This window comes from Streptomyces sp. NPDC093085, assembly GCF_040683935.1.
GTDB lineage: Bacteria > Actinomycetota > Actinomycetes > Streptomycetales > Streptomycetaceae > Streptomyces.
Window position 1 is genome coordinate 173,096 of record NZ_JBFBFB010000008.1, and the last position, 18,244, is coordinate 191,339.

An 18,244-nucleotide genomic window follows, 5' to 3' on the forward strand; every position below is an offset into this window, starting at 1 on the left:
GGGCCCGCAACGGCGTGCCGCCGTTCGGCGGAACGGCGGCTTCCGCCCCCTACGGGCCGTCAGGCCGGCCGGCTGTCAGGCCGTCCGGCTGTCAGGCCGTCCGGCTGTCAGGCGTCTGGCCGTCCGGCCGTCAGCGGGCCACGAAGGTGTGGGCGGCCTTGTCGTGCCAGCACTGCCGCCACGGGCGGTCGATCAGGCACCAGAGCACATTGGCGATCCCCACCACCAGCACCCCGAGCACGCTGTAGACCAGCCAGCGGCGGAGCGCGGCGCCGAAGGCGGGGGGTTCGTGGGTCTCGATGTCCCGGACGTCGAGCCCGCAGAGCTTCTTGCCCAGCGTGGCGCCCCACTTGGCGGTCGGCACCGCCTCGTACAGGACGCCGACGACCAGCAGCGTGGCGAGGACCCCGCCGAAGTACCCGGCCGTGGTGGCGTCGAGCAGCCAGACGGTGACGGTCTCGCCGGTCTGCCGGGCCGCCTCGACCTTGGTGTCGATATGGGCCAGGGCGCCGCTGATCAGCGGTACGGCGGCGGCACCGACGACCAGGCCGAGGACCAGCGTGTCGATCAGCCGGGCCACGACGCGCTTGCCGAGGCCGGCCGGGCGCGCCGCCGCCTGGGCCCGCGCGGCCTGGAGGAACGGGTCCTCGACCGGGGGCTTCCAGGGCACCACGGGCTGGTCGCCGGGGTCCGCCTGGGCGAGCCGGTGCACCTGCTGGGCCCAGGAGGTGGCGCCGCCGCCGCTGCCCGCGCTGACCGGCCCCGGCTCCGGCCCCGGCGCGGGCTCGGGGGCGGGGGCCGGGACGGGTGCGTAGGGCTGGGGCTGGGCCGGAACGGCGGGGGCCGGGGACGCGGTCCGGTCCTGGGGCTGCTGCTGGCCGGGCTGGCGGGCGGGGAGCTGGGGCCTGGGCCCGGCGCCGACCGCGCGGATCGCCATGGTGCCCTCGTCCCGGCCGGTACGCCCCGAGGCGGCCTCCTCGTCCTTGGCGCGGCGGGCGGCGCGCAGGGCCCGGATGGTCATGGTGGAGTCGGCGGGCGGGCCGCTCTCGCGGGGCGTGGGGGGCTTGTTGCGGCGCAGGGGGCGGATCGCGACCGTACCGTCGGTGACGGGTGAGTCGTGGTCCACGTCGATGCCGTTGCCGCCACCGGCTCCGGTGCCGTCGCCGCCGGGCGCGCCTCCCGGCTCCGTACCGGTGGCGCTCGGGCCGGGCCCCAGGGCGCGTACGCCGGGGAGCGCGCCCCCGGTCGGGTCGGGGGCCGGGGCTCCGGGGCCCTCGCCGCCGTCGGCGGCGGCCGGGGGTGCCGGGGAGGGCGCGGGGATCCGGGGGTCCTGGCCGGGGGTCGCGCCCCAGGAGACCCGGGCGTCGCGGGCGCCGCCGAGGCCGGACTGGCGGGAGGCGTCGGCCCGCCACGCGGAGGCGGGCTCCTGGGCGGGCCGCCCGCCGGAGCCGTCGTCCAGGAAGACCGGGCCCGTCTCGTCCACGGCGGGCGGCGCGGGCGGGGGGACCGGGGCCGGGGCGGGCGCGGCGGCCGGGAGCGCGGGCACGCTCTCGCCCTCGCGGGGCGCCGGGCGCGAGGTGCCGGGCACCCAGGCGGCACCGTTCCAGTACCGGATGTACCCGGGGATGGAAGGGTCCGGGTAGAAGCCTTCCCGGGGTACGTTCCCGCCGTCACCAGGAGGAGTAGCCACTGACCCCAACTCCGTTCGTTCACACCAAGATTGACCTGACAGGACCGCTCGGCGCCGAACCGGTCACCGGATCCGCCGCCACCGCTCGTCCAGGAAGACGTCCAGGAAGACATCCAGAGGGACATCGGGGAAGACATTAACGAAGAACGCGGGGTCCGGAAGCTGGCGCCCGACGGAATCGGGCGTCTTCGGGCGAGGGGCCGGGAGCACTGCTGCGAAGCGTAAGGCTGCTGGGTGGAATCTGTTCGCCATGGTGCACGAAACCTGCACATCGGTGCGGCATGATCGGTCGATTGACCTTCCTCCCGAAAGCCGCCGGAAGGGCCGCCCGGGGGGCCGCCCGGGGGCCGCCGGGAGACCGGCTGGGGAGCCTCCGGGAGACGGCTGGGAGAGCCGCCGGGGATGCCGGCGCGGAAAGTCGTGAGTTCCTTGCGAAAGCCGCGTCATAAAGCGCGCGCCGCCGCCTCTCTTCTGATGAGGTCCCACCACCGGGCCCTGTCGCAGGAGAGGAAGTGCCCGCCCATGCACTCTGTGGTCGAACGTGAACTGGAACTGAATCTGGTGCTCTCCCCCGAGCGCTCCATCCCCGTGCCGGCCCGGCTGACGTACCGGGTGGCCGATCCGTACGCCGTGCACATCACCTTCCATATCGGCTCGGACTCCCCCGTGCACTGGACCTTCGCCAGGGAACTGCTGGTGGAGGGGGTGTTCCGGCCGTGCGGTCACGGCGATGTCCGGATCTGGCCGACCCGGGTCGACGGGCGTCATCTGCTCTGTGTCGCGCTCTCCTCCCCGGACGGGGACGCGCTGCTGGAGGGTCCTGCGGCGGCGGTGTCGGCGTGGCTGGAGCGGACGCTGCGGATCGTGCCGCCCGGTACGGAGGCCGGGCGGCTCGGGCTCGACGCCGCGCTCACCGAGCTGCTGGCCCCGGCCGCCGCCGACGAACTCTGGCTGCGGGACCCGTGGCCGTCGGACGAGTCGGCGGACGGCGACGCGTGAGCCGCCCGGCCCGGCGCGCCGCCGCGCACACCGCCCCGCACTCCGCCGCGCACACCGCCGCGGACGCCTCCGCACGTAACGCAAGGAGGTTCGACGCGTGACGCGCGGGAAGCGGGTGACGACAGTGACCCCGGCGGGCCACTTTGACGGGCGGGGCTCAGAAGAGCTTGCCCGGGTTGAGCAGGCCCAGCGGGTCGAAGGTCCGCTTGATGTTCCGCTGCAACTCCAGCCCCACCGGCCCCAGCTCCCGCGAGAGCCACTCCTTCTTCAGGGTGCCCACGCCGTGCTCGCCGGTGATCGTGCCGCCCAGCTCCAGGCCGAGGCCCATGATCTCGTCGAACGACTGCCGGGCCCGCCGGGACTCGTCCGGGTCGGCCTGGTCGAAGCAGACGACGGGGTGGGTGTTGCCGTCGCCCGCGTGCGCGCAGACGCCGATGGTCAGGTCGTACTTCTCGGCGATGGCGGCGGTGCCCTCGAAGAGCGCGCCGAGCCGCGAGCGCGGTACGCAGACGTCGTCGATCATGGTGGCCGATTTGACGGCCTCCAGCGCGGGGAGGGCGAGGCGGCGGGCCTGGAGCAGCAGTTCGGACTCGGCGGCGTCGTCGGCGGGGACGACCTGGGTGGCGCCCGCCGCCGTGCAGAGCTCGCCGACGGCGGCGAGGTCGGCGGCGGGCTCCGGGGTGTCGAAGGCGGCGAGGAGGAGCGCCTCGGTGGAGTCGGGGAGGCCCATGTTGGCCATCGCGTTGACGGCGCGGACGGTCGTCCGGTCCATGATTTCGAGGAGCGAGGGGGTGTGCCCGCGCTCCATGATCCGGCAGACGGCCTCGCACGCGGCGGCGGCCGAGCCGAACTCGGCGGCGAGGGCGAGCTGCTGGGGCGGTTCGGGCTTGAGCGCGAGGACGGCCTGGACGACGATGCCGAGGCTGCCCTCGGAGCCGACGAAGAGCCGGGTGAGGTCATATCCGGCCACGCCCTTGGCGGTGCGGCGTCCGGTGGTGAGGAGCCGGCCGTCGGCGAGGACGACATCGAGTCCGAGGACGTACTCCGCCGTCACCCCGTACTTGACGCAGCAGAGCCCTCCGGAGGCGGTGCCGATGTTCCCGCCGATGGTGCACATCTCCCAGCTCGACGGGTCGGGCGGGTAGGCGAGGCCGACCTCGGCGACGGCGCGGGAGAGCGTGGCGTTGATGACGCCGGGCTCGACGACGGCGATCCGGTCGACCGGGTTGATCTCCAGGATCCGGTCCATTTTGGTCAGGGAGAGGACGATGCACCCGTCCGAGGCGTTGGCGGCGCCGGAGAGCCCCGTACGGGCGCCTTGCGGCACGACGGGGGTACGGAGCGCGGTGGCGGTGCGCATGACGTGCTGGACCTGTTCGACGGTGCGCGGGAGCACGACGACGGCCGGGTCGCCGGCCGGGCAGAAGCTGGCCATGTCGTTGGCGTAGGAGCGCGTGATGTCGGGATCGGTGATCAGGGCATCGGCGGGGAGGCCGGTCCGGAGCCGTGCGAGAAGATCGTCCATACCCCCAGGCTCGCACCCGGGGCCATCGGTGTGAACCCGTGTGCGTCTCACGGCCCACAACACGGTGTGCTCTTCATATTGACGCACAGTAATCGCCATGAACCCCATGAAGACGGAGCAGGTCAGGCAGGTCAGACGGGCGGCGCTGGCCGCCGGGGTGGGCGCGGTACTGGTCGCGGGCGTCGTGCTGTTCGTCCCCGACCGGGACGGAGCGGACGAACGCACTCCGCAGGAACGGGCCCTGGCTGCGGTGAGCGCGGGCGCGCCCGCCTCGCTGGCCGACCTCGACGCGCTCATCCAGGACCGCGAGAAGTGGGTACGGGTCCACCCGGAGGACGCCTCGGCGTGGGCGGTGCTGGGCGCGGCGTATGTCGAGCGCGGGGAGCGGCACGGGGACTCCTCGTACTACTCCAAGGCCGACCAGGCGCTCCAGCGCTCCCTGAAGGGCCAGCCGGTGGGGGCGGCGGGCCCGGAGGACCACGGCGCGCGCGGAGCGGACGGTACGGGGGCCGAGGGTGCCGAGGATACGGAGGCGGACGGCACCGCCGACGGCTCCGGGGACGACAGCAAGCGGGGCGGGGCGGGCGTGCCCGCCCGTACCCAGGCGCTGGCGGGTCTCGCCTCGCTGGCCAACGCCCGCCATGACTTCACCACCGCCAAGAAGTGGGCGGAGACGCTGCGGGCCCGGCAGCCCCGGGCGTGGCGCGCGTATCCGGCGCTGATCGACGCGTACACCGGCCTGGGCCAGTACGCGGCGGCCGGCAAGGCGCTCGACAAGCTGAAGGAGCTGCGCCCCGGCTCCCCGGCGGCGCTGAGCCGCGCGGTCTCCGTCTACCGGGACCGGGGCTGGCGCGAGGACGCGGAGGCGAAGGCCGACGAGGCGTCCACGCACGCGGATTCGCCCACCGAGAAGGCGGAGGCGCTCTGCGCGCTGGGCGAGCTGGCCTGGGAGCGCGGTGAGCCGTCGGAGGCGATGGGCCACTACGACGCGGCCCTCACCGCGCTCCCCGACCACCCCGCGGCGCTGGCGGGCCGGGCCCGCGCGCTCGCCGCGCTGAGCCGCACGGACGAGGCGTACCGCGCCTACCAGGCCGCCCTGAACCGTCTGCCGCGCCCGGAGTACGCCCTGGAACTGGGCGAGCTGTACGACGCGAGCGGCCTGGACGGCGACGCCCGTACCCAGTACGCGACCCTGCGGGCGCGGGCGTCGCGGGCCCAGGGCGACGGGGTCAACGAGGAGCTGGTCCTCGGCCGCTTCGAGGCCGACCACGGGGACCCGGCGGCGGCGGTGGCGCGGCTGCGCGCCGAGTGGGGCCGGGGCCACCGCAGCATCGACGTGGCGGACGCCCTGGCCTGGGCCCTCTACCGGGTGGGCCGCCCCCAGGAGGCACTCCCGTACGCGAAGAAGGCGACGGACCAGGGCCGGCGGAGCGCGCTCTTCCTCTACCACCGGGCCGAGATCGAACGCTCCCTGGACCTGTACGGCCCGGCCCGCCGCCATGTCGGGGACGCGCTGCGGATCAACCCGTACTTCTCGCCGCTGCTGGCGCCCCGCGCGATCGACGCGCTGGAGTCGCTGGGCGAGCCGGTGGAGGGCGGCCCGCGCGACATCGAGGGCGCGGGCTCGACCCCGCAGCCCGCGGAGATGGCCCGCCCCACCTCGGGTGCGGCGACACCGGCCCCGGCCCCGAGCGGGACTCCGGCCCCGGGTGGAACGCCGACAGGGGGTGGGACTCCGGCCGCGCCCGTGGCGTCTGAGGCGCCGGTGCCGTCGGCGTCCTGAGGGGCGGGCGGCGGTAGCGGCGTACGTACGGGAGCGGCGTACCGGCACGGGGGTACGAAGGGAGCGGGGCCCGGTTCGGGGGAACCGGGCCCCGCTCTCGTGTACGGCCGGTGCTTGGAGCCTCGGCGGCTCTCGGTGTTCCGGTCGTTCCTGCCCACCCCGGGAGCGTTCGTCAGCGGGTGAAGTGTTCGGCGAGGAGCCATCCGGTGACCGTGTAGGCGGCGAGGGCGGCGCTGACGACGAGCACGGTCCGTACCGTTCGCAGGGCCCGTGCGGTGTCATCGGGATCAGGCCGCATGCGCCGTGCGGACCCGCCGCCGGAACGGAAACGGCAGCCGGAGCCGGAGCCGGTCGAACCAGCCAGGTTTGCTCTTGCGGTGCCTGCGGCGCTCCGGGGGCTGCGCATGGCGTGCCAGTGGGTACGCGGACAGGGGCAGGGGCAGGTACCCGGGCACGGACAGGGGCGCGAGTACGGGTGCGGGTAGGGGTACGGGGAGTGCTCTGAGGGTGTATCGGCCGCTGAAGTCGTTGGCGGTGAGGGTGAATTCGGCTCCGGCGAGGAGGCGTTCCCGGGCGGTTCTCTGTGCTTGGGGGGTGTGGCACCAGATGCGGAGGGTGGTGGGGACGTCGGGGTCGGGGGACCATACGGGGGTGAGGGTTCCGCGTGGTGTCCATGCGGTTCCCGGGCCGGGGTCGAGGCCGTTGGCGATGCGGCGGGCCTGCTGGCGCAGGAAGACCAGGGCGGCATCCGCCGTGACCGCTTGTCGGGCGGCGAGGACGACCCGTGCCTGGGTGCCGGTGGCGGTGGGTCCTTCGCAGACCACGGTCACGTTGTAGAAGCGGGCGCTGCTCATGCCGGGCGCCACCCGGTGGGGGGTGTGGCCGGGGGGCGTTGGCGGCGGTGGAGTTCGGCGAGGGCGCGGAGCTGGGTGCGTTCGCGTTCGGTCGCGGGGCGTACGGCGTTCAGCGTGGCCTGCCAGGTGTGCCCGGAGGGGCGGACGAGGCAGACCAGTGATCCGGCGAACGAGCTGATGATGCCCGGCATTTCGGTCCGCCGGTCGTACACCGCCATCCCGACCCGCAGACCCGACAGAGCAGGCAGCGAGGACGACTCAGGGGCGGAAGAGGTGGACGGGGCGGAACGCAGGCCCCGGCGGCGCGGCGGGTAGCGGGGCGGGACGGGCGGTTCGGGAGTCGTCATCCGGACTCACCGGCCCGCCGGTGCGGGTGCGCCGCGATCTGCCGCGCGCAGTGGGCCACGCTGGCCTCCCCGATCCCCCGACAGGCGTTCTCCCGCCGCCGGTCCCACCAGTCACACAGGTCACAACCGGGAACCGGGGCCGGTCGCCAGGGGCCCGGCAGGCCACTGGTCGCCGTTACAGCGGGCAGCTCGCCTGTCATGTCTTCGCCCATTAGGGGGACCATTCGCTGATCCATGTTCCGCGCCTCCAGCGCCTACGTATTGTGCTTGCTTAATTACAGATTCGGCGGCGGCGCGTAGTCTCACTAGGGGCATCGCTTTAACGCTGCGGAAGTTAAGTGCCCGAGACCACTAAGGGGGCGCGTACTCGTGCCACAGGAAGACGACAACGGTCAACCGGAAGCGACAGCGAGCCTGTTGTCCTTCTTCGGCTCACGAGTTCTCAGGCTGCGGACCGAACGGGGCTGGTCGCAGCAGGAGTTGGCCACGAAGGCGCACGCGACCGGGGCCATGATCAGCTACGTGGAGAACGCGAAGCGCGTACCCAGCGCCGACTTGGCGGCGGACCTGGACAGGGCTTTCGGTACCGACTTCTTCGAGGAGTTCCTGCCGTTCGTGATCCGGTACGCCTACCCGGGCTGGTTCCTGCCCTATGTTGAGCTTGAGGCGCAGGCGTCCTCGATCCGCGCGTTCGACGGTCAGGTGGTGTCCGGCCTTCTCCAGACGGAGGGGTACGCGCGGGCGGTGGCGGAGAGTGGACGACCGGACAGGGTGGAACCTCTCGTCGCCGCTCGTATGACGCGACAGGCGATCTTCGAGCGGGAGGACCGTCCGCGCGCCTGGTTCATCCTGGACGAGAATGCGCTCACCCGCCCCCTGGGCGGTCCGGCGGTCATGCGCGCCCAGTTGGCCCGGCTCTTGGAGGTGGGCGAGGAGCCGCGCACCGTGATCCAGGTGCTCCCCCGTACCGTGGTCTCCCACCCTGGGCTGGACGGATCCTTCACGCTGCTGAGCTTCGGCCAAGGCGAAAACCCGAAGACGGGCAACCGTCGTCCGCCTCATGATGTGTTGTACGTCGACGGCTTCTCACGGGGCCGGACTGCCCTGGACGAGGCGGAAGTCACCTACGCCGGGCACGCCTATGATCTGCTCAGGGGCTATGCCTTGTCCCCTCAGGAGTCGGCCGGGCTGATCCGGCGACACATGGAGGAACTAGCGAAATGACCAGCGCAAGCAAGCTGCCCGTCCGCTGGCGCAAGTCCAGTTACAGCGGCCCCAACGAAGGCACGTGCCTTGAGATCGGGGAAGGGATCCCCGGGATCGTCCCCGTCCGGGACTCCAAGAACCCCCACGGCCCCGCCCTCGGCTTCCCCGCCCACTCGTTCACCGCCTTCGTGGCGGGCGTCAAGTCAGGCGAGTTCCGCGCCGCCTGATCACCCGGCGCAGCGGGTACGGGTTCACCGGCCCCCTGCGCCCCTCCCCCGGAGCGGAGTACACCCATGACCCCCGACCTCGCTCATGCGCGGTGGATGAAGTCGACCTACAGCGACTCGAACGGGGGCGACTGCCTCGAATGGGCCCCCGCACACGCAGCCTCCGGCACCGTCCCCGTCCGCGACAGCAAGAACCCGCACGGCCCCGTCCTGGGCTTACCGGTCGGCTCGTTCGCTGTCTTCGTCGCGGGCGTCAAAGCGGGCCGGTTCCGTAGCGCCTGATTCCGCGGCACGGCGCCCAGCGGTTCACCGGGCCCCGTCACCCTCCCCGGGGTGGCGGGGCCCGGCCCGTCACCCCGGGGAGGTGGGGGTGTTCGCGACCGCCGCCTCGGTGACGCGGCGGGCGGTGGCCGCGAGGGCGGTGACCGCGGCGTCGGGTGACTGGCCGCAGAGGTCGATCAGGGTGAACAGCGATTCGGCGCTGATGACGACGGCGAGGTCGCGGACGAGTTGTTCCGTCTCCGGGCGTCCCGCCAGGCCGTTCCGGTCGATCCAGGGGGCGAGCGCGTGCTCGATGAGCGCGAAGCGGTGGGCGGGACGGCTCTTGGCGGCGGCCGGTTTCGCGACGGTCGCGGCGACGAGGGCGCGGACGGCGCCTTCCCTGCGCAGCACGGCCCGGCCGAGGACCTCGGCGGCCTGGCCGATCCGTACGACCGGGTCGTCGCTGTCCGTCATCGACCGGAGGATCTCGACCTGGTCCGTCGCCGGGACGGAGGCGCGCAGGAGCGAGACGAGGTCGGGGAAGTACCGGTAGAGGGTCGCTTCGGAGACGCGCGCGTCGGCCGCGATCGCCGACGCCTTGATCTCCGCGCCGCTCTCCGCGCGGGCGCGGGCCGCCTCGACAATCGCGGACCTGGTGCGTTCCATCTGGTTGGTGAGCCGGCGTGGGCGATCCTGCCCGTCCATGACCATCCTCCTCTGTCCTCCGGGTCCTCCCCCGGCAGTATAGGGCGGCACCCTCGCCGTGAATGACTGACACCTTCGTGAAAGTTCACTTGCACGAGGAGGGTGAACGGTCCTAGAGTCCTGGCAACGGTCACATCAACCAGTCACCGGGAGACTTCATGGCCAAGGTGTCGATCATCGGTCCGGACGAGGGCGAGCTCTTCGTCAACGGGCCGTCGCGGATCCGCATCCTTGAGGACGGCAGCAACACCGAACACCGCCTGGGGATGGGCGAGATCACCCTCCCTCCCCACACCCCCGGCCCGCCGCAGCACCGCCACGCCGAGCACGACGAGGGCTTCTACGTGCTCTCGGGCAGTGTGCGGTTCACCGTGGGGCAGGTCGACCACGACGCCTGCGCGGGCACCTGGGTCATGGTTCCGCCGGGCGCGCCGCACACCTTCGCCAATGTGAGCGACGAACCCGCGTCCATGCTGAACACCTTCACCCCGGACCTCTATGTGCGGTACTTCCGCGACCTCAAGGACATGGTGGAGTCGGGACAGCCGCTGACCCCCGACTCCGTGGCCGAGGTCTGGACGAAGTACGGCACCGAACCGTCCACGGAGTACGCCCCGTGATCCCCGTGACCCCCGTGACCTTGCTGCTCGTGGCCAACACCGTCGCCGCCGTGGCCAGTACCGCCTTCGCCGTGGTGGGCGGCGTACGGCCGGCGGCACTGACCGCCAGCGATCCGCCGACCGGCGGTGAACGGTTCTACGGCTGGATGTACGCGGCCAGGGGACTCCCGCTGGGGGTGGCGGCCGGGGTCGTACCGCTGCTGTGGTCGGGTCCGGCCACCGCGGCCGTCCTGTACGCGGCGGCAGCCGCCCAGGTGGGCGACGCGGCGATCGGCGTCGCCCGCCGGAAGTGGACGATGATCGCGGGCCCCCTGCTGCTGACCGCGATACATGTGGCGACGGCTGTCGCCCTCCGGTGAGGGGCCTTCCCCTTTCGGTGAGGAGTTCTCACTCCCTCATTCCCTCACTCATTCCCTCCCTCACTCCGGCGCCCGGGGGAGGCGCAGTTCGAAGCAGGCGCCGAGGGTCCGGGGGGTGAGGGTGAGGGTGCCCTGGTGGCGGTGGGCCAGGTCGCGGGCGATGGCGAGGCCCAGTCCGGTGCCGCCGCTGTCGCGGGAGCGGGCGTCGTCGAGCCGGACGAAGCGTTCGAAGATGCGCTCGGCGTCCTCGGCGGGCACGCCGGGACCGTCGTCGTGCACCGTGAGGACCACCCGGTCGTCCTCGTTCCGGATGGTGACCTGGATGCGGTGGGCGGCGTGGCGGGCGGCGTTGTCGAGAAGGTTGCGCAGCAGCCGTTCGCACTCGCCGGGGTTTCCGCGTACGTGCGCGGGGGCCGAGGCGGGGGCGGTGCTGTCGCAGGTGAGGGTCAACGGCCGTGCGGTGAGCGGGTACTGCTCGGTCAGCCGGGTGGCGAGGGCGGTCAGGTCGACGGTGCCGGGCCCGGCGGCCACGGGCGCGCGGGTGTCGAGACGGGCGAGGAGGAGCAGGTCCTCGGCGAGGGCCTGGAGGCGGCGGGTCTGCCGGGCGGCGGTGGTGGCTGCGGCGGGCCAGTCGGTGCGTTCCGGGTAGGCGAGCGCGACCTCCAGGCTGGCGAGCAGGGTGGTGAGGGGGCTGCGCAGTTCGTGGGCGGCGTCCGCGACGAAACGGCGCTGCTGGGCTGCGGCGTTGTCGATGCGCTGGAGGGTGGTGTTGATGGTGGTGGCGAGGGCGGTGAGCTCGTGCCCCGTGGCGGGGACGGTGACCCGTTCGCGCGGGTCGCTCGCGGTGACCGAGGCGGTGAGGACGCGGATGGCCTCGACCGGGCGCAGCGCGATCCGGACGGCGCAGTAGGCGACGGCGGTGATCAGGACGAGGACCGCGAGCCCGGCCAGGAGCAGCGGGCGGCCGACGGTCCCGGCGATCGCGTCGGCCGTGTCCGGGACCACCACCGCGTAGACGCGGAGCGTGGCGTCGTCGGCGACGCCCAGAGCCGCCGCCTTGGCAGCGCCGAGTTCGCCGGCGCCGATGTCGTAGAACATGACCGTATGGATCCGGCCGGCCCGTTCGAACCGGTCCCTGGGGTTGTTGTCGCGGGGCGCCGGAACGCGGAGGGGCAGGATCGTCAGGAGCCCGGGGGCCCTGGCCTCCGTCGGGGCGGGCAGCGCGTGGCGGGTGCCGGGGTCGAGCTCCTCCATGCCCCCGCCGTAGGCGACGGCGGAGCGCCGGCCGGTCGCGACGATCTCGTACGGTACGGAGCTTCTGCGGGCGGGGACCACACCGTCGCGCACCTGCTCGCAGAGATACCCGAGCTGCCGCTGCGCCTCGGCTTCGGCGATCTCCACGCTCCGGCGGTGGACGTCGTGGTACGCCCACCAGCCCGCGCCGGCCAGGATGACGGCGGTGGCCGAGGCGGCGGCCAGGGCGGCGCGGGCCCGTACCGAACGCGGCCACCAGCGGAGGCGGGGGAAGCGGCGGGGGCGGGGTCCGGGGGCGTCCGCGGTCGTCCGCCGGGGGAAGCGGCGGGGGCGGGGGCGCCGGTCAGTCGCGGTCACGGTCGTCCACCAGGCGGTAGCCGGTGCCCCGTACGGTCTGGAGCGAGTGCCGGTGGAACGCGGCGTCCACCTTCTTGCGCAGGGCACTGACGCGCGCCTCCACCAGGTTGGGGTCCCGGGCCTCGTCGGGCCACGCGTGATAGAGCAGGTCCGCCTTGGAGACCGCCTGGCCCGCCCGGCGGGCCAGCAGCTCCAGCACGGCGAACTCCCGGGGGGTGAGGTCGACCCGGGTCCCGGCGCGGCGGCAGACCCGGGCGGCGACGTCCAGCGAGAGGTCGCCCACGGCGAGGACCGGCGGGACGGCCGTGGCGGCCCGCCGGACCAGGGCGCGGAGCCGGGCGACGAGCACCAGGTACGAGAAGGGTTTGGCCAGGTAGTCGTCGGCCCCCGTGTCCAGGGCCTCCGCCTGGTCCCACTCCCCGTCCTTGGCGGTGAGCACCAGGATGGGGGTCGCGTTGCCCTCCCTGCGCAGTTGGGCGCAGACCTTGTAGCCGTTGAGCCCGGGGAGCATCAGGTCCAGGACGATCAGGGCGTACTCCCCGGTCCTGGCCATCCACAGGCCCTGCCGGCCGTCATGGGCGAGGTCGACGCTGTACCCCTCGGCGGTCAGGCCGGTGTGCAGGGTGTGGGCGAGGTCCACCTCGTCTTCGACCACCAGGATGCGCATGGGGTGCAGCCTCGCACAGCGCGCGGGCGCCTTCCTGATCGCCCGGTCAGGTCGGGTCAGGGAACGGTCAACGAGGTCCGGGCAGGCTGGTCCGGTGTCCTCACCACTGCTGAAGGCCCCCGGGCCCCTCTCCGCAACCGCCCCCGGACCCCTCTCCGGGCCCGCGCCCGCGACCGCGCCCGTCCGCCGGCCGGCACCGGGGCCCGCCACCGCCGTTGTCGTCTGCGCGCCCCTGGTACTGACCATCGCTCTCGGTCTCTGGGGGGTCCGCAGGCAGAACAGCATGTGGGGGGACGAGGCCGTCACGTACCAGCTCGCGCACCGCGGCCTCGGGCAGATCTGGCGGACCGCCCAGGAGGTCGATCTGGTCCATGCCCTCCACTACGCCCTGATGCACGGGCTCTTCGGCCTCTTCGGCGGCGGGCTGCTGACGCTGCGGCTGCCGTCCGTGCTGGCGATGGCCGTGGCGGCGAGCGGGGTCGGGCTGCTGGGGCTGCGGCTGGCTGGGCCCCGGGCCGGGCTGCTGGCCGGGCTGGTCTTCCCGCTCCTTCCCCAGGTCCAGAAGTACGCGCAGGAGGGCCGCTCGTACGCGATGGTCTGCGCCCTGGTCGCCTGGGCCACCTGTGCGCTCGTGGCCGGTGTCCCGCACCGGGCCGGGCGGCGGGCGCGGTGGCGGACGCGGTGGCGGTGGGCCGGTTACGGCGCGCTCATGCTGCTCGCCTCTCTGCTCCACGAGTTCGCGGTGCTCGCCCTGGTCGCCCACGGCGTCACGCTCGTCGTCTCCCGGGTGCCGCGAGCCGTGCTGCGGGCGTGGGGGGTGACGGCCGCGTGCGTGGTGGCCGGGGCGTCGCCGCTGATCGTCCTCAGCGCGGGGCAGTCGGGGCAGGTGGCCTGGATCGGCTGGCCCGGAACGGCGCGGCTGCTCGCCTTCCTGGCCATGGTGGCCGCGGGCCTGGCGTGTGCCCGCGCGCCCCTGGGGGGACCGGGCCCGGTCCGGCTCTCCGTGGTGGCCGTGCCGCTCCTGGTGCTCCCGGGCCTTCTGCTGATGCTCGCCTCGCTGGTCAGGCCGCTCTTCGTCGACCGGTACGTGCTCTACAGCTGTGTCGGGGCCGCGTTGCTGCTGGGCGCCTGGGCGGACCACTTCCACCGGTCGCGGCGCTTCCCCCGGGCCGCGCCGGTCGCGGCGGTCGCCGTGCTGGCCGCGCTCGTCCCGGTGAGCCTGGCGCTGAGGACGCCCGGGAGCCGCAGCACCGATGTCGTCGCCATCGGCGCCGCCGTACGGGAGGCGGGCCGCCCCGGTGACGGGCTGCTCTTCCTCGACGGGCGGCACCGGATCTGGACGGCGGCCGGTCCCGGGGACACCCGTGCCCTGACGGATCTGGCCCTGGCCCGGGACCCGGCCTCGTCGAACACGCTCGCGGGGGTCGAGCTGCCCGCCCCGGACACAGCGGCACGCATGCTGGAGTTCGACCGGATCGTCGTGGTCCGCGCCCCGGCGGGTGCGCACGCGCCCACCGGCCCGCAGGCGGAGGCGAAGGCGAGCACCCTGCGGCGCCACTTCAGCGAGGGCGGAACGACGCAGGTCAACGGGGCGCGCGTGACCGTCTACGTCCGGGTGCACCGGCCTCCGTCGACCGCCCGGGAGTGACGGGAGGACCCGGGAAAGGCCCCGGTGGACGGGGCCCGCGAAGGGGTTCCTGCAAGCGAAATTGCGATGTACAGTTCTGCAATCTCGATTGCGGCGGATCCCGCCCGTACCTGGGAGCGCCCCGTGCCCCGTACACAGAACGACGACCATTCCCCCGGTGCCTCCGGTGCCTCCGGAGCCTCCGGCGTCCCCGACGGCGCCGGTGTCCCCGACGGCTCCGGTGCCTCGTCGCCGGGCGACGCCTCGTGGCTGGGCGACGCGCTGCCGGACGTGTCGCTCACCAAGGCGCAGTCGCGCGTGGTGGACGTGGTCGTCCGTAACCCGCAGCTCGCCTCCTACGCGGATATCGCGGAGATCGCGCAGCGCGCGGACGTCAACAGTTCCACCGTGGTCAGGACGGCCCAGGCGCTCGGGTACCGGGGATGGCCGGATCTCCAGCGGGAGCTGCGCGCCCGCTATCTGGTGCTGATCTCCACCGAGGACACCCTCACCGAGCACGGTGAGCACCGCAGCCCGCTGCACGACGCGCTGACGCACGACATCGACAATCTGCGGCAGACCCTGGAGAACAACACGGCGGCGGACACGGAGGAGACCATCGCGGCGCTGGCCGCCGCCCGGTCGATCCTCGTCGTCGGCATCGGTTCCTTCGCCGGGCCCGCCGGTGTGATGGCGCACCTCGGCTCGACCATGGGGTATCCGATCACCCTGGAGAACCGGGCGGGCGTCCATCTGGCCAGCGCGGTCAACAGTCTGGGGCCGGGCGATGTGCTCGTCGTCGTCAACATGTGGCGGTCGATGAAGCAGGTCATCGCCGCCGCCGAGGCGGCCAGGGAGGCGGGCGCCACGGTCGTCGCGCTCACCGACATGCGCCGGGGGCGGCTCGCCACCGCCGTCGCCCACCATCTGCTGATCGTCCCGTCGGAGGGGATCTCCTTCTTCCAGTCCGTCACGGCGGCCACCTCGGTCGTCTACGGGCTGCTCGCCGGGATGCAGGCGGCCCATCCGGAGCGGAGCCGGGCCGCCATCCGCCGTACCCAGCAGTTGTGGAAGGACCTCGACATCTATCTGGAGTAGGCCGCCCCTCCGGCCCACGCCGCGGCCCGCCCCGGCCCGGCCCACGCTCCGGCCCCGCCCACGCTCCGGCCCCGCCCCCTGCCCCCGTCCCCCCTCACTTCCTGGATCAGGAGCTCCGTATGAGCAAGCAGCATGTCGCCGTCGTCGGCCTCGGCTCCATGGGCGGTGCCATGGCATCGGCCCTGCGCGCCGCGGGGTGGCAGGTGCGCGGGTACGACCCGTCGGCCGCCGCCCGTACCGCCGCCGAGGAGGCCGGTGTGGCCACCGTGGACCGGGTCGAGGAGCTGGCCGGCACGGCGTACGCCGTGCTCTCGCTGCCCTCGGCCCGGGTGGTCGAGGCGACCGTGCCCGCGCTGCTGGGGCGGCCCGGCACCGTCGCCCTGGTCGACACGACGACCTCGGAACCGGCCACCAGCGCCGCCCTCGCCGCCCGCGCGGCGGAGCGGGGCGCGGCCTTTGTCGACGCGCCGGTCTCGGGCGGGCGGGACGGGGCGCTGGCGGGGCGGCTGACGGCGTTCGTCGGCGGTACGGAGAGCGCCCTGGAGGCGGCTCGGCCCGTACTGGACGACCTGACGGCCGGTCAGTACCGGCACCTGGGCGGGCCCGGCTCCGGCAATGTGGTCAAGCTGCTCAACAACGTACTGGCCGCCGTCAACCTGGTCTCCGTGGGCGAGGCCCTGGCGGTCGCGCAGGCGTACGGGGTCGACCCCTCGGCGGCGGCGGCCGGGATCAGCGGCGCCTCCGGGGGCAGCAAGGTGTCCGCCGCCATGTACCCGGACTGGGTGCTCTCCGGCACCCATGACTCCGGTTTCGCCCTCGGGCTGATGGCCCGGGACGCCGCGCTCGCCGTCGAGATCGCCGGGCAGCGGGGCGAGCGGCCGAAGCTGCTGGCCGCCGCGAGCGAGCGGTGGCAGGAGGCGCTGGCCGCCCTCGGGCCCGGCGCCGACTTCACCGAGATCGCCCGCACCGTCGCCCCGTCCCTCTGCCGTGACGCCGCACCCACCTGCCGTGAAGGAGCATCCACCGCATGAGCACCCTCCCCACCACCCCGGCCGACACCCCGGTCGGCACTCCGGCGGATCCGGCCGCTGCCCCGGCGAACACACCGGCCGCCTCCTCGGCCTCTTCTTCGGCCTCCTCCTCGGCCGCCACCGCGCGGTCCGCCCTGGACGGCGCCTTCCCGGGAGGTCTCGGCGCCTTCGTCGACGGCCGGATCGCCGTCGGCGGCGGCGAGACCGTGCCGCTCACCGCCGCCGCCACCGGCGAGCGCTTCGGCGGCTTCCCCGACCCCGGCCGGGAAGGCGCCGACGCCGTGCTCGCCAGCGCCGTCCGGGGCGCGGCGGTGTGGGGCGCGACCGACCCCTTCGAGCGGGCCGCGATCCTGCGCGAGGTCTCCCGTACGGTCGCCGAACACGCCGAGGAACTCGCCGTGCTGGAGTCCGCGACCACCGGCAAGCCGCTGCGGGACACCCGGGGCGAGGCGGCGAAGGTGGCCGAGATGTTCGGCTACTACGCCGGGTGGGCCGACAAGGTGACCGGGCTGACCATCCCCGTACCGGGAAACTGGCACACGTACACCGAACGCGTCCCGCACGGCGTCGTCGTGGCGATCACCCCGTGGAACGCCCCGCTCTTCACGGCCGGCTGGAACGCGGCGGCCCCGCTCGCGGCCGGGAACGCCGTCGTCGTGAAGCCCAGCGAGTTCACCCCCGTCTCCACGCTCCGGCTCGCCGAACTGGCGCACCGGGCCGGGCTGCCGGACGGCGTCTTCAACGTCGCCGTCGGGCTCGGCGGGACCGTGGGCGCCGCGCTGACGAGCGACCGCCGGGTCGGGAAGGTCTCCTTCATCGGCTCGGTGGCCACCGGGCGCCGGGTGGCGGTGGCGGCGGCGGGGGCCGGCATCCCCACCGTGCTGGAGCTGGGCGGCAAGAGCGCCAACATCGTCTTCGCCGACGCGGACCTGGAGCGGGCGGCGGACGGCGCGGTCGCCGCGGTCTTCTCCGGGGCCGGGCAGTCCTGTGTGGCCGGTTCACGGCTGCTGGTGGAGCGGAGCGTGCACGCGGAGTTCGTGGCGCTGGTGGCGGAGCGGGCGGCGCGGCTGCGCCTCGGCGACCCGCTCGACCCGGCCACCGAGGTGGGGCCGATCCTGACGGCGCCGCAGTACGCCACGGTGAACGAGCTGATCGAGGCGGGGATACGGGACGGGGGCCGCCGGGTCACCGGCGCCGAACTGCCCGCGGCGCTCACCGGTTCCGCGCTGGCGGGGGGACACTGGGTGGCGCCGACCCTGCTGGACGGGGTCACCCCCGGCAACCGGCTGGAGACCACGGAGGTGTTCGGCCCGGTGGTCGGCGCCGACGCCTTCGACACCGAGGCGGAGGCCGTCGAGCGGGCCAACGCGACCGACTTCGGCCTGGCCGGGGCGGTCTGGACCGGCGATGTCTCCCGGGCGCACCACGTGGCGCGCTCCGTGCGGGCCGGCACGTTCTGGATCAACGCCTACAAGACCATCCATGTCGCGGTCCCCTTCGGCGGATTCGGCGACTCCGGACACGGCCGCTCCTCGGGACCCGGAGCGCTGGACGAGTACACCCAGCCCAAGGCGGTCTGGGTGCCGACCAGGGGCGCCGGGGCACCGTTCCCGTCGCTGTCCTACTCGGGATAG

Annotated in this window: 20 protein-coding genes; 11 read left to right on the forward strand and 9 right to left on the reverse strand. The window is 73.9% G+C overall.

Features of this window, described 5'->3' with window-relative positions; all coding sequences use genetic code 11:
• Positions 1–130 precede the first annotated feature (130 nt).
• Together AB0O07_RS22865 and AB0O07_RS22870 are read right to left on the reverse strand one after the other, a co-directional pair.
• On the reverse strand, positions 131–1,690 hold the full coding sequence (locus AB0O07_RS22865; RefSeq protein WP_365636062.1) for an RDD family protein: 1,560 nt from the start codon (positions 1,688–1,690) through the stop codon (positions 131–133).
• 63 nt (positions 1,691–1,753) lie between these two features.
• The gene (locus AB0O07_RS22870) at positions 1,754–1,900 is read right to left on the reverse strand and encodes a hypothetical protein (RefSeq protein ID WP_365636064.1); all 147 of its coding nucleotides are present in this window, start codon (positions 1,898–1,900) and stop codon (positions 1,754–1,756) included.
• Positions 1,901–2,212: 312 nt separating this feature from the next.
• Here AB0O07_RS22870 and AB0O07_RS22875 point away from each other — a divergent pair, with 312 nt between their 5' ends.
• Entirely contained in the window at positions 2,213–2,689 is a 477-nt protein-coding gene (locus tag AB0O07_RS22875; RefSeq protein ID WP_365636066.1) for an SsgA family sporulation/cell division regulator, read from the forward strand.
• A 157-nt stretch (positions 2,690–2,846) separates the two neighbouring features.
• Here AB0O07_RS22875 and AB0O07_RS22880 read toward each other — a convergent pair whose 3' ends face one another.
• Positions 2,847–4,214, reverse strand: a complete 1,368-nt coding sequence (locus tag AB0O07_RS22880) for an FAD-linked oxidase C-terminal domain-containing protein (RefSeq protein ID WP_365636068.1) — start codon at positions 4,212–4,214, stop codon at positions 2,847–2,849.
• A 97-nt stretch (positions 4,215–4,311) separates the two neighbouring features.
• Between AB0O07_RS22880 and AB0O07_RS22885 the strand changes: the two genes are divergently transcribed.
• Complete coding sequence (locus tag AB0O07_RS22885; RefSeq protein ID WP_365636069.1) at positions 4,312–5,997, forward strand: tetratricopeptide repeat protein; 1,686 nt, start codon at positions 4,312–4,314, stop codon at positions 5,995–5,997.
• A 172-nt stretch (positions 5,998–6,169) separates the two neighbouring features.
• Here the strand turns inward: AB0O07_RS22885 and AB0O07_RS22890 are convergent, their stop codons facing one another.
• Genes AB0O07_RS22890 through AB0O07_RS22900 form a run of 3 tightly spaced genes read right to left on the reverse strand, consistent with a single transcriptional unit; the run spans position 6,170 to position 7,198 of the window.
• Positions 6,170–6,295, reverse strand: a complete 126-nt coding sequence (locus tag AB0O07_RS22890; protein ID WP_365636071.1) for a hypothetical protein — start codon at positions 6,293–6,295, stop codon at positions 6,170–6,172.
• On the reverse strand, positions 6,285–6,851 hold the full coding sequence (locus tag AB0O07_RS22895) for a hypothetical protein (protein ID WP_365636073.1): 567 nt from the start codon (positions 6,849–6,851) through the stop codon (positions 6,285–6,287). Before AB0O07_RS22895 ends, AB0O07_RS22890 begins: the two co-directional genes overlap by 11 nt.
• Positions 6,848–7,198: a hypothetical protein gene (locus AB0O07_RS22900; RefSeq protein WP_365636074.1), complete on the reverse strand. Its 351-nt coding sequence runs from the start codon at positions 7,196–7,198 to the stop codon at positions 6,848–6,850. The genes AB0O07_RS22895 and AB0O07_RS22900 overlap by 4 nt, the downstream gene beginning before the upstream one ends.
• Positions 7,199–7,567: 369 nt before the next feature.
• On the opposite strand from AB0O07_RS22900, the gene AB0O07_RS22905 reads away from it, so the two are divergent.
• The 3 genes from AB0O07_RS22905 (at position 7,568) to AB0O07_RS22915 (ending at position 8,913) form a co-directional block, all read left to right on the forward strand.
• Positions 7,568–8,422 carry a helix-turn-helix transcriptional regulator gene (locus tag AB0O07_RS22905; protein ID WP_365636076.1) on the forward strand — a complete coding sequence of 285 codons (855 nt, stop codon included), beginning with the start codon at positions 7,568–7,570 and terminating at the stop codon, positions 8,420–8,422.
• The gene (locus tag AB0O07_RS22910; protein WP_365636078.1) at positions 8,419–8,631 is read left to right on the forward strand and encodes a DUF397 domain-containing protein; all 213 of its coding nucleotides are present in this window, start codon (positions 8,419–8,421) and stop codon (positions 8,629–8,631) included. The genes AB0O07_RS22905 and AB0O07_RS22910 overlap by 4 nt, the downstream gene beginning before the upstream one ends.
• Positions 8,632–8,697: 66 nt before the next feature.
• Positions 8,698–8,913, forward strand: a complete 216-nt coding sequence (locus AB0O07_RS22915) for a DUF397 domain-containing protein (RefSeq protein WP_365636080.1) — start codon at positions 8,698–8,700, stop codon at positions 8,911–8,913.
• A 69-nt stretch (positions 8,914–8,982) separates the two neighbouring features.
• Here AB0O07_RS22915 and AB0O07_RS22920 read toward each other — a convergent pair whose 3' ends face one another.
• Complete coding sequence (locus tag AB0O07_RS22920; RefSeq protein ID WP_365636082.1) at positions 8,983–9,597, reverse strand: TetR/AcrR family transcriptional regulator; 615 nt, start codon at positions 9,595–9,597, stop codon at positions 8,983–8,985.
• Positions 9,598–9,755: 158 nt separating this feature from the next.
• Here AB0O07_RS22920 and AB0O07_RS22925 point away from each other — a divergent pair, with 158 nt between their 5' ends.
• Positions 9,756–10,217, forward strand: coding sequence for a cupin domain-containing protein (locus AB0O07_RS22925; RefSeq protein ID WP_365636084.1), 462 nt, complete (start codon positions 9,756–9,758; stop codon positions 10,215–10,217).
• Complete coding sequence (locus tag AB0O07_RS22930) at positions 10,214–10,576, forward strand: hypothetical protein (protein ID WP_365636086.1); 363 nt, start codon at positions 10,214–10,216, stop codon at positions 10,574–10,576. Before AB0O07_RS22925 ends, AB0O07_RS22930 begins: the two co-directional genes overlap by 4 nt.
• Positions 10,577–10,636: 60 nt before the next feature.
• Here AB0O07_RS22930 and AB0O07_RS22935 read toward each other — a convergent pair whose 3' ends face one another.
• Positions 10,637–12,055 (reverse strand): HAMP domain-containing sensor histidine kinase, encoded by a 1,419-nt coding sequence (locus tag AB0O07_RS22935; protein ID WP_365636253.1) that lies wholly within the window; start codon positions 12,053–12,055, stop codon positions 10,637–10,639.
• A gap of 118 nt (positions 12,056–12,173) precedes the next feature.
• Positions 12,174–12,854 carry a response regulator transcription factor gene (locus AB0O07_RS22940; RefSeq protein ID WP_365636088.1) on the reverse strand — a complete coding sequence of 227 codons (681 nt, stop codon included), beginning with the start codon at positions 12,852–12,854 and terminating at the stop codon, positions 12,174–12,176.
• Positions 12,855–13,137: 283 nt separating this feature from the next.
• On the opposite strand from AB0O07_RS22940, the gene AB0O07_RS22945 reads away from it, so the two are divergent.
• The 4 genes from AB0O07_RS22945 (at position 13,138) to AB0O07_RS22960 (ending at position 18,244) form a co-directional block, all read left to right on the forward strand.
• Positions 13,138–14,502 (forward strand): hypothetical protein, encoded by a 1,365-nt coding sequence (locus AB0O07_RS22945; RefSeq protein ID WP_365636255.1) that lies wholly within the window; start codon positions 13,138–13,140, stop codon positions 14,500–14,502.
• Positions 14,503–14,625: 123 nt separating this feature from the next.
• Positions 14,626–15,579, forward strand: a complete 954-nt coding sequence (locus AB0O07_RS22950) for a MurR/RpiR family transcriptional regulator (protein WP_365636090.1) — start codon at positions 14,626–14,628, stop codon at positions 15,577–15,579.
• A gap of 119 nt (positions 15,580–15,698) precedes the next feature.
• Positions 15,699–16,610: an NAD(P)-dependent oxidoreductase gene (locus tag AB0O07_RS22955; protein ID WP_365636091.1), complete on the forward strand. Its 912-nt coding sequence runs from the start codon at positions 15,699–15,701 to the stop codon at positions 16,608–16,610.
• Positions 16,607–18,244: an aldehyde dehydrogenase family protein gene (locus tag AB0O07_RS22960; RefSeq protein ID WP_365636093.1), complete on the forward strand. Its 1,638-nt coding sequence runs from the start codon at positions 16,607–16,609 to the stop codon at positions 18,242–18,244. Before AB0O07_RS22955 ends, AB0O07_RS22960 begins: the two co-directional genes overlap by 4 nt.

What these genes read in the sequence shown, in the direction of transcription:
- AB0O07_RS22945 (WP_365636255.1), top strand. Translation starts at nt 13,138, where the DNA reads ATGTGGGGGGACGAGGCCGTCACGTACCAGCTCGCGCACCGCGGCCTC.
- AB0O07_RS22880 (WP_365636068.1), bottom strand. Translation starts at nt 4,214, where the DNA reads ATGGACGATCTTCTCGCACGGCTCCGGACCGGCCTCCCCGCCGATGCC.
- AB0O07_RS22960 (WP_365636093.1), top strand. Translation starts at nt 16,607, where the DNA reads ATGAGCACCCTCCCCACCACCCCGGCCGACACCCCGGTCGGCACTCCG.
- AB0O07_RS22885 (WP_365636069.1), top strand. Translation starts at nt 4,312, where the DNA reads ATGAACCCCATGAAGACGGAGCAGGTCAGGCAGGTCAGACGGGCGGCG.
- AB0O07_RS22940 (WP_365636088.1), bottom strand. Translation starts at nt 12,854, where the DNA reads ATGCGCATCCTGGTGGTCGAAGACGAGGTGGACCTCGCCCACACCCTG.
- AB0O07_RS22910 (WP_365636078.1), top strand. Translation starts at nt 8,419, where the DNA reads ATGACCAGCGCAAGCAAGCTGCCCGTCCGCTGGCGCAAGTCCAGTTAC.
- AB0O07_RS22895 (WP_365636073.1), bottom strand. Translation starts at nt 6,851, where the DNA reads ATGAGCAGCGCCCGCTTCTACAACGTGACCGTGGTCTGCGAAGGACCC.
- AB0O07_RS22920 (WP_365636082.1), bottom strand. Translation starts at nt 9,597, where the DNA reads ATGGACGGGCAGGATCGCCCACGCCGGCTCACCAACCAGATGGAACGC.
- AB0O07_RS22900 (WP_365636074.1), bottom strand. Translation starts at nt 7,198, where the DNA reads ATGACGACTCCCGAACCGCCCGTCCCGCCCCGCTACCCGCCGCGCCGC.
- AB0O07_RS22955 (WP_365636091.1), top strand. Translation starts at nt 15,699, where the DNA reads ATGAGCAAGCAGCATGTCGCCGTCGTCGGCCTCGGCTCCATGGGCGGT.
- AB0O07_RS22875 (WP_365636066.1), top strand. Translation starts at nt 2,213, where the DNA reads ATGCACTCTGTGGTCGAACGTGAACTGGAACTGAATCTGGTGCTCTCC.
- AB0O07_RS22890 (WP_365636071.1), bottom strand. Translation starts at nt 6,295, where the DNA reads ATGCGGCCTGATCCCGATGACACCGCACGGGCCCTGCGAACGGTACGG.
- AB0O07_RS22915 (WP_365636080.1), top strand. Translation starts at nt 8,698, where the DNA reads ATGACCCCCGACCTCGCTCATGCGCGGTGGATGAAGTCGACCTACAGC.
- AB0O07_RS22925 (WP_365636084.1), top strand. Translation starts at nt 9,756, where the DNA reads ATGGCCAAGGTGTCGATCATCGGTCCGGACGAGGGCGAGCTCTTCGTC.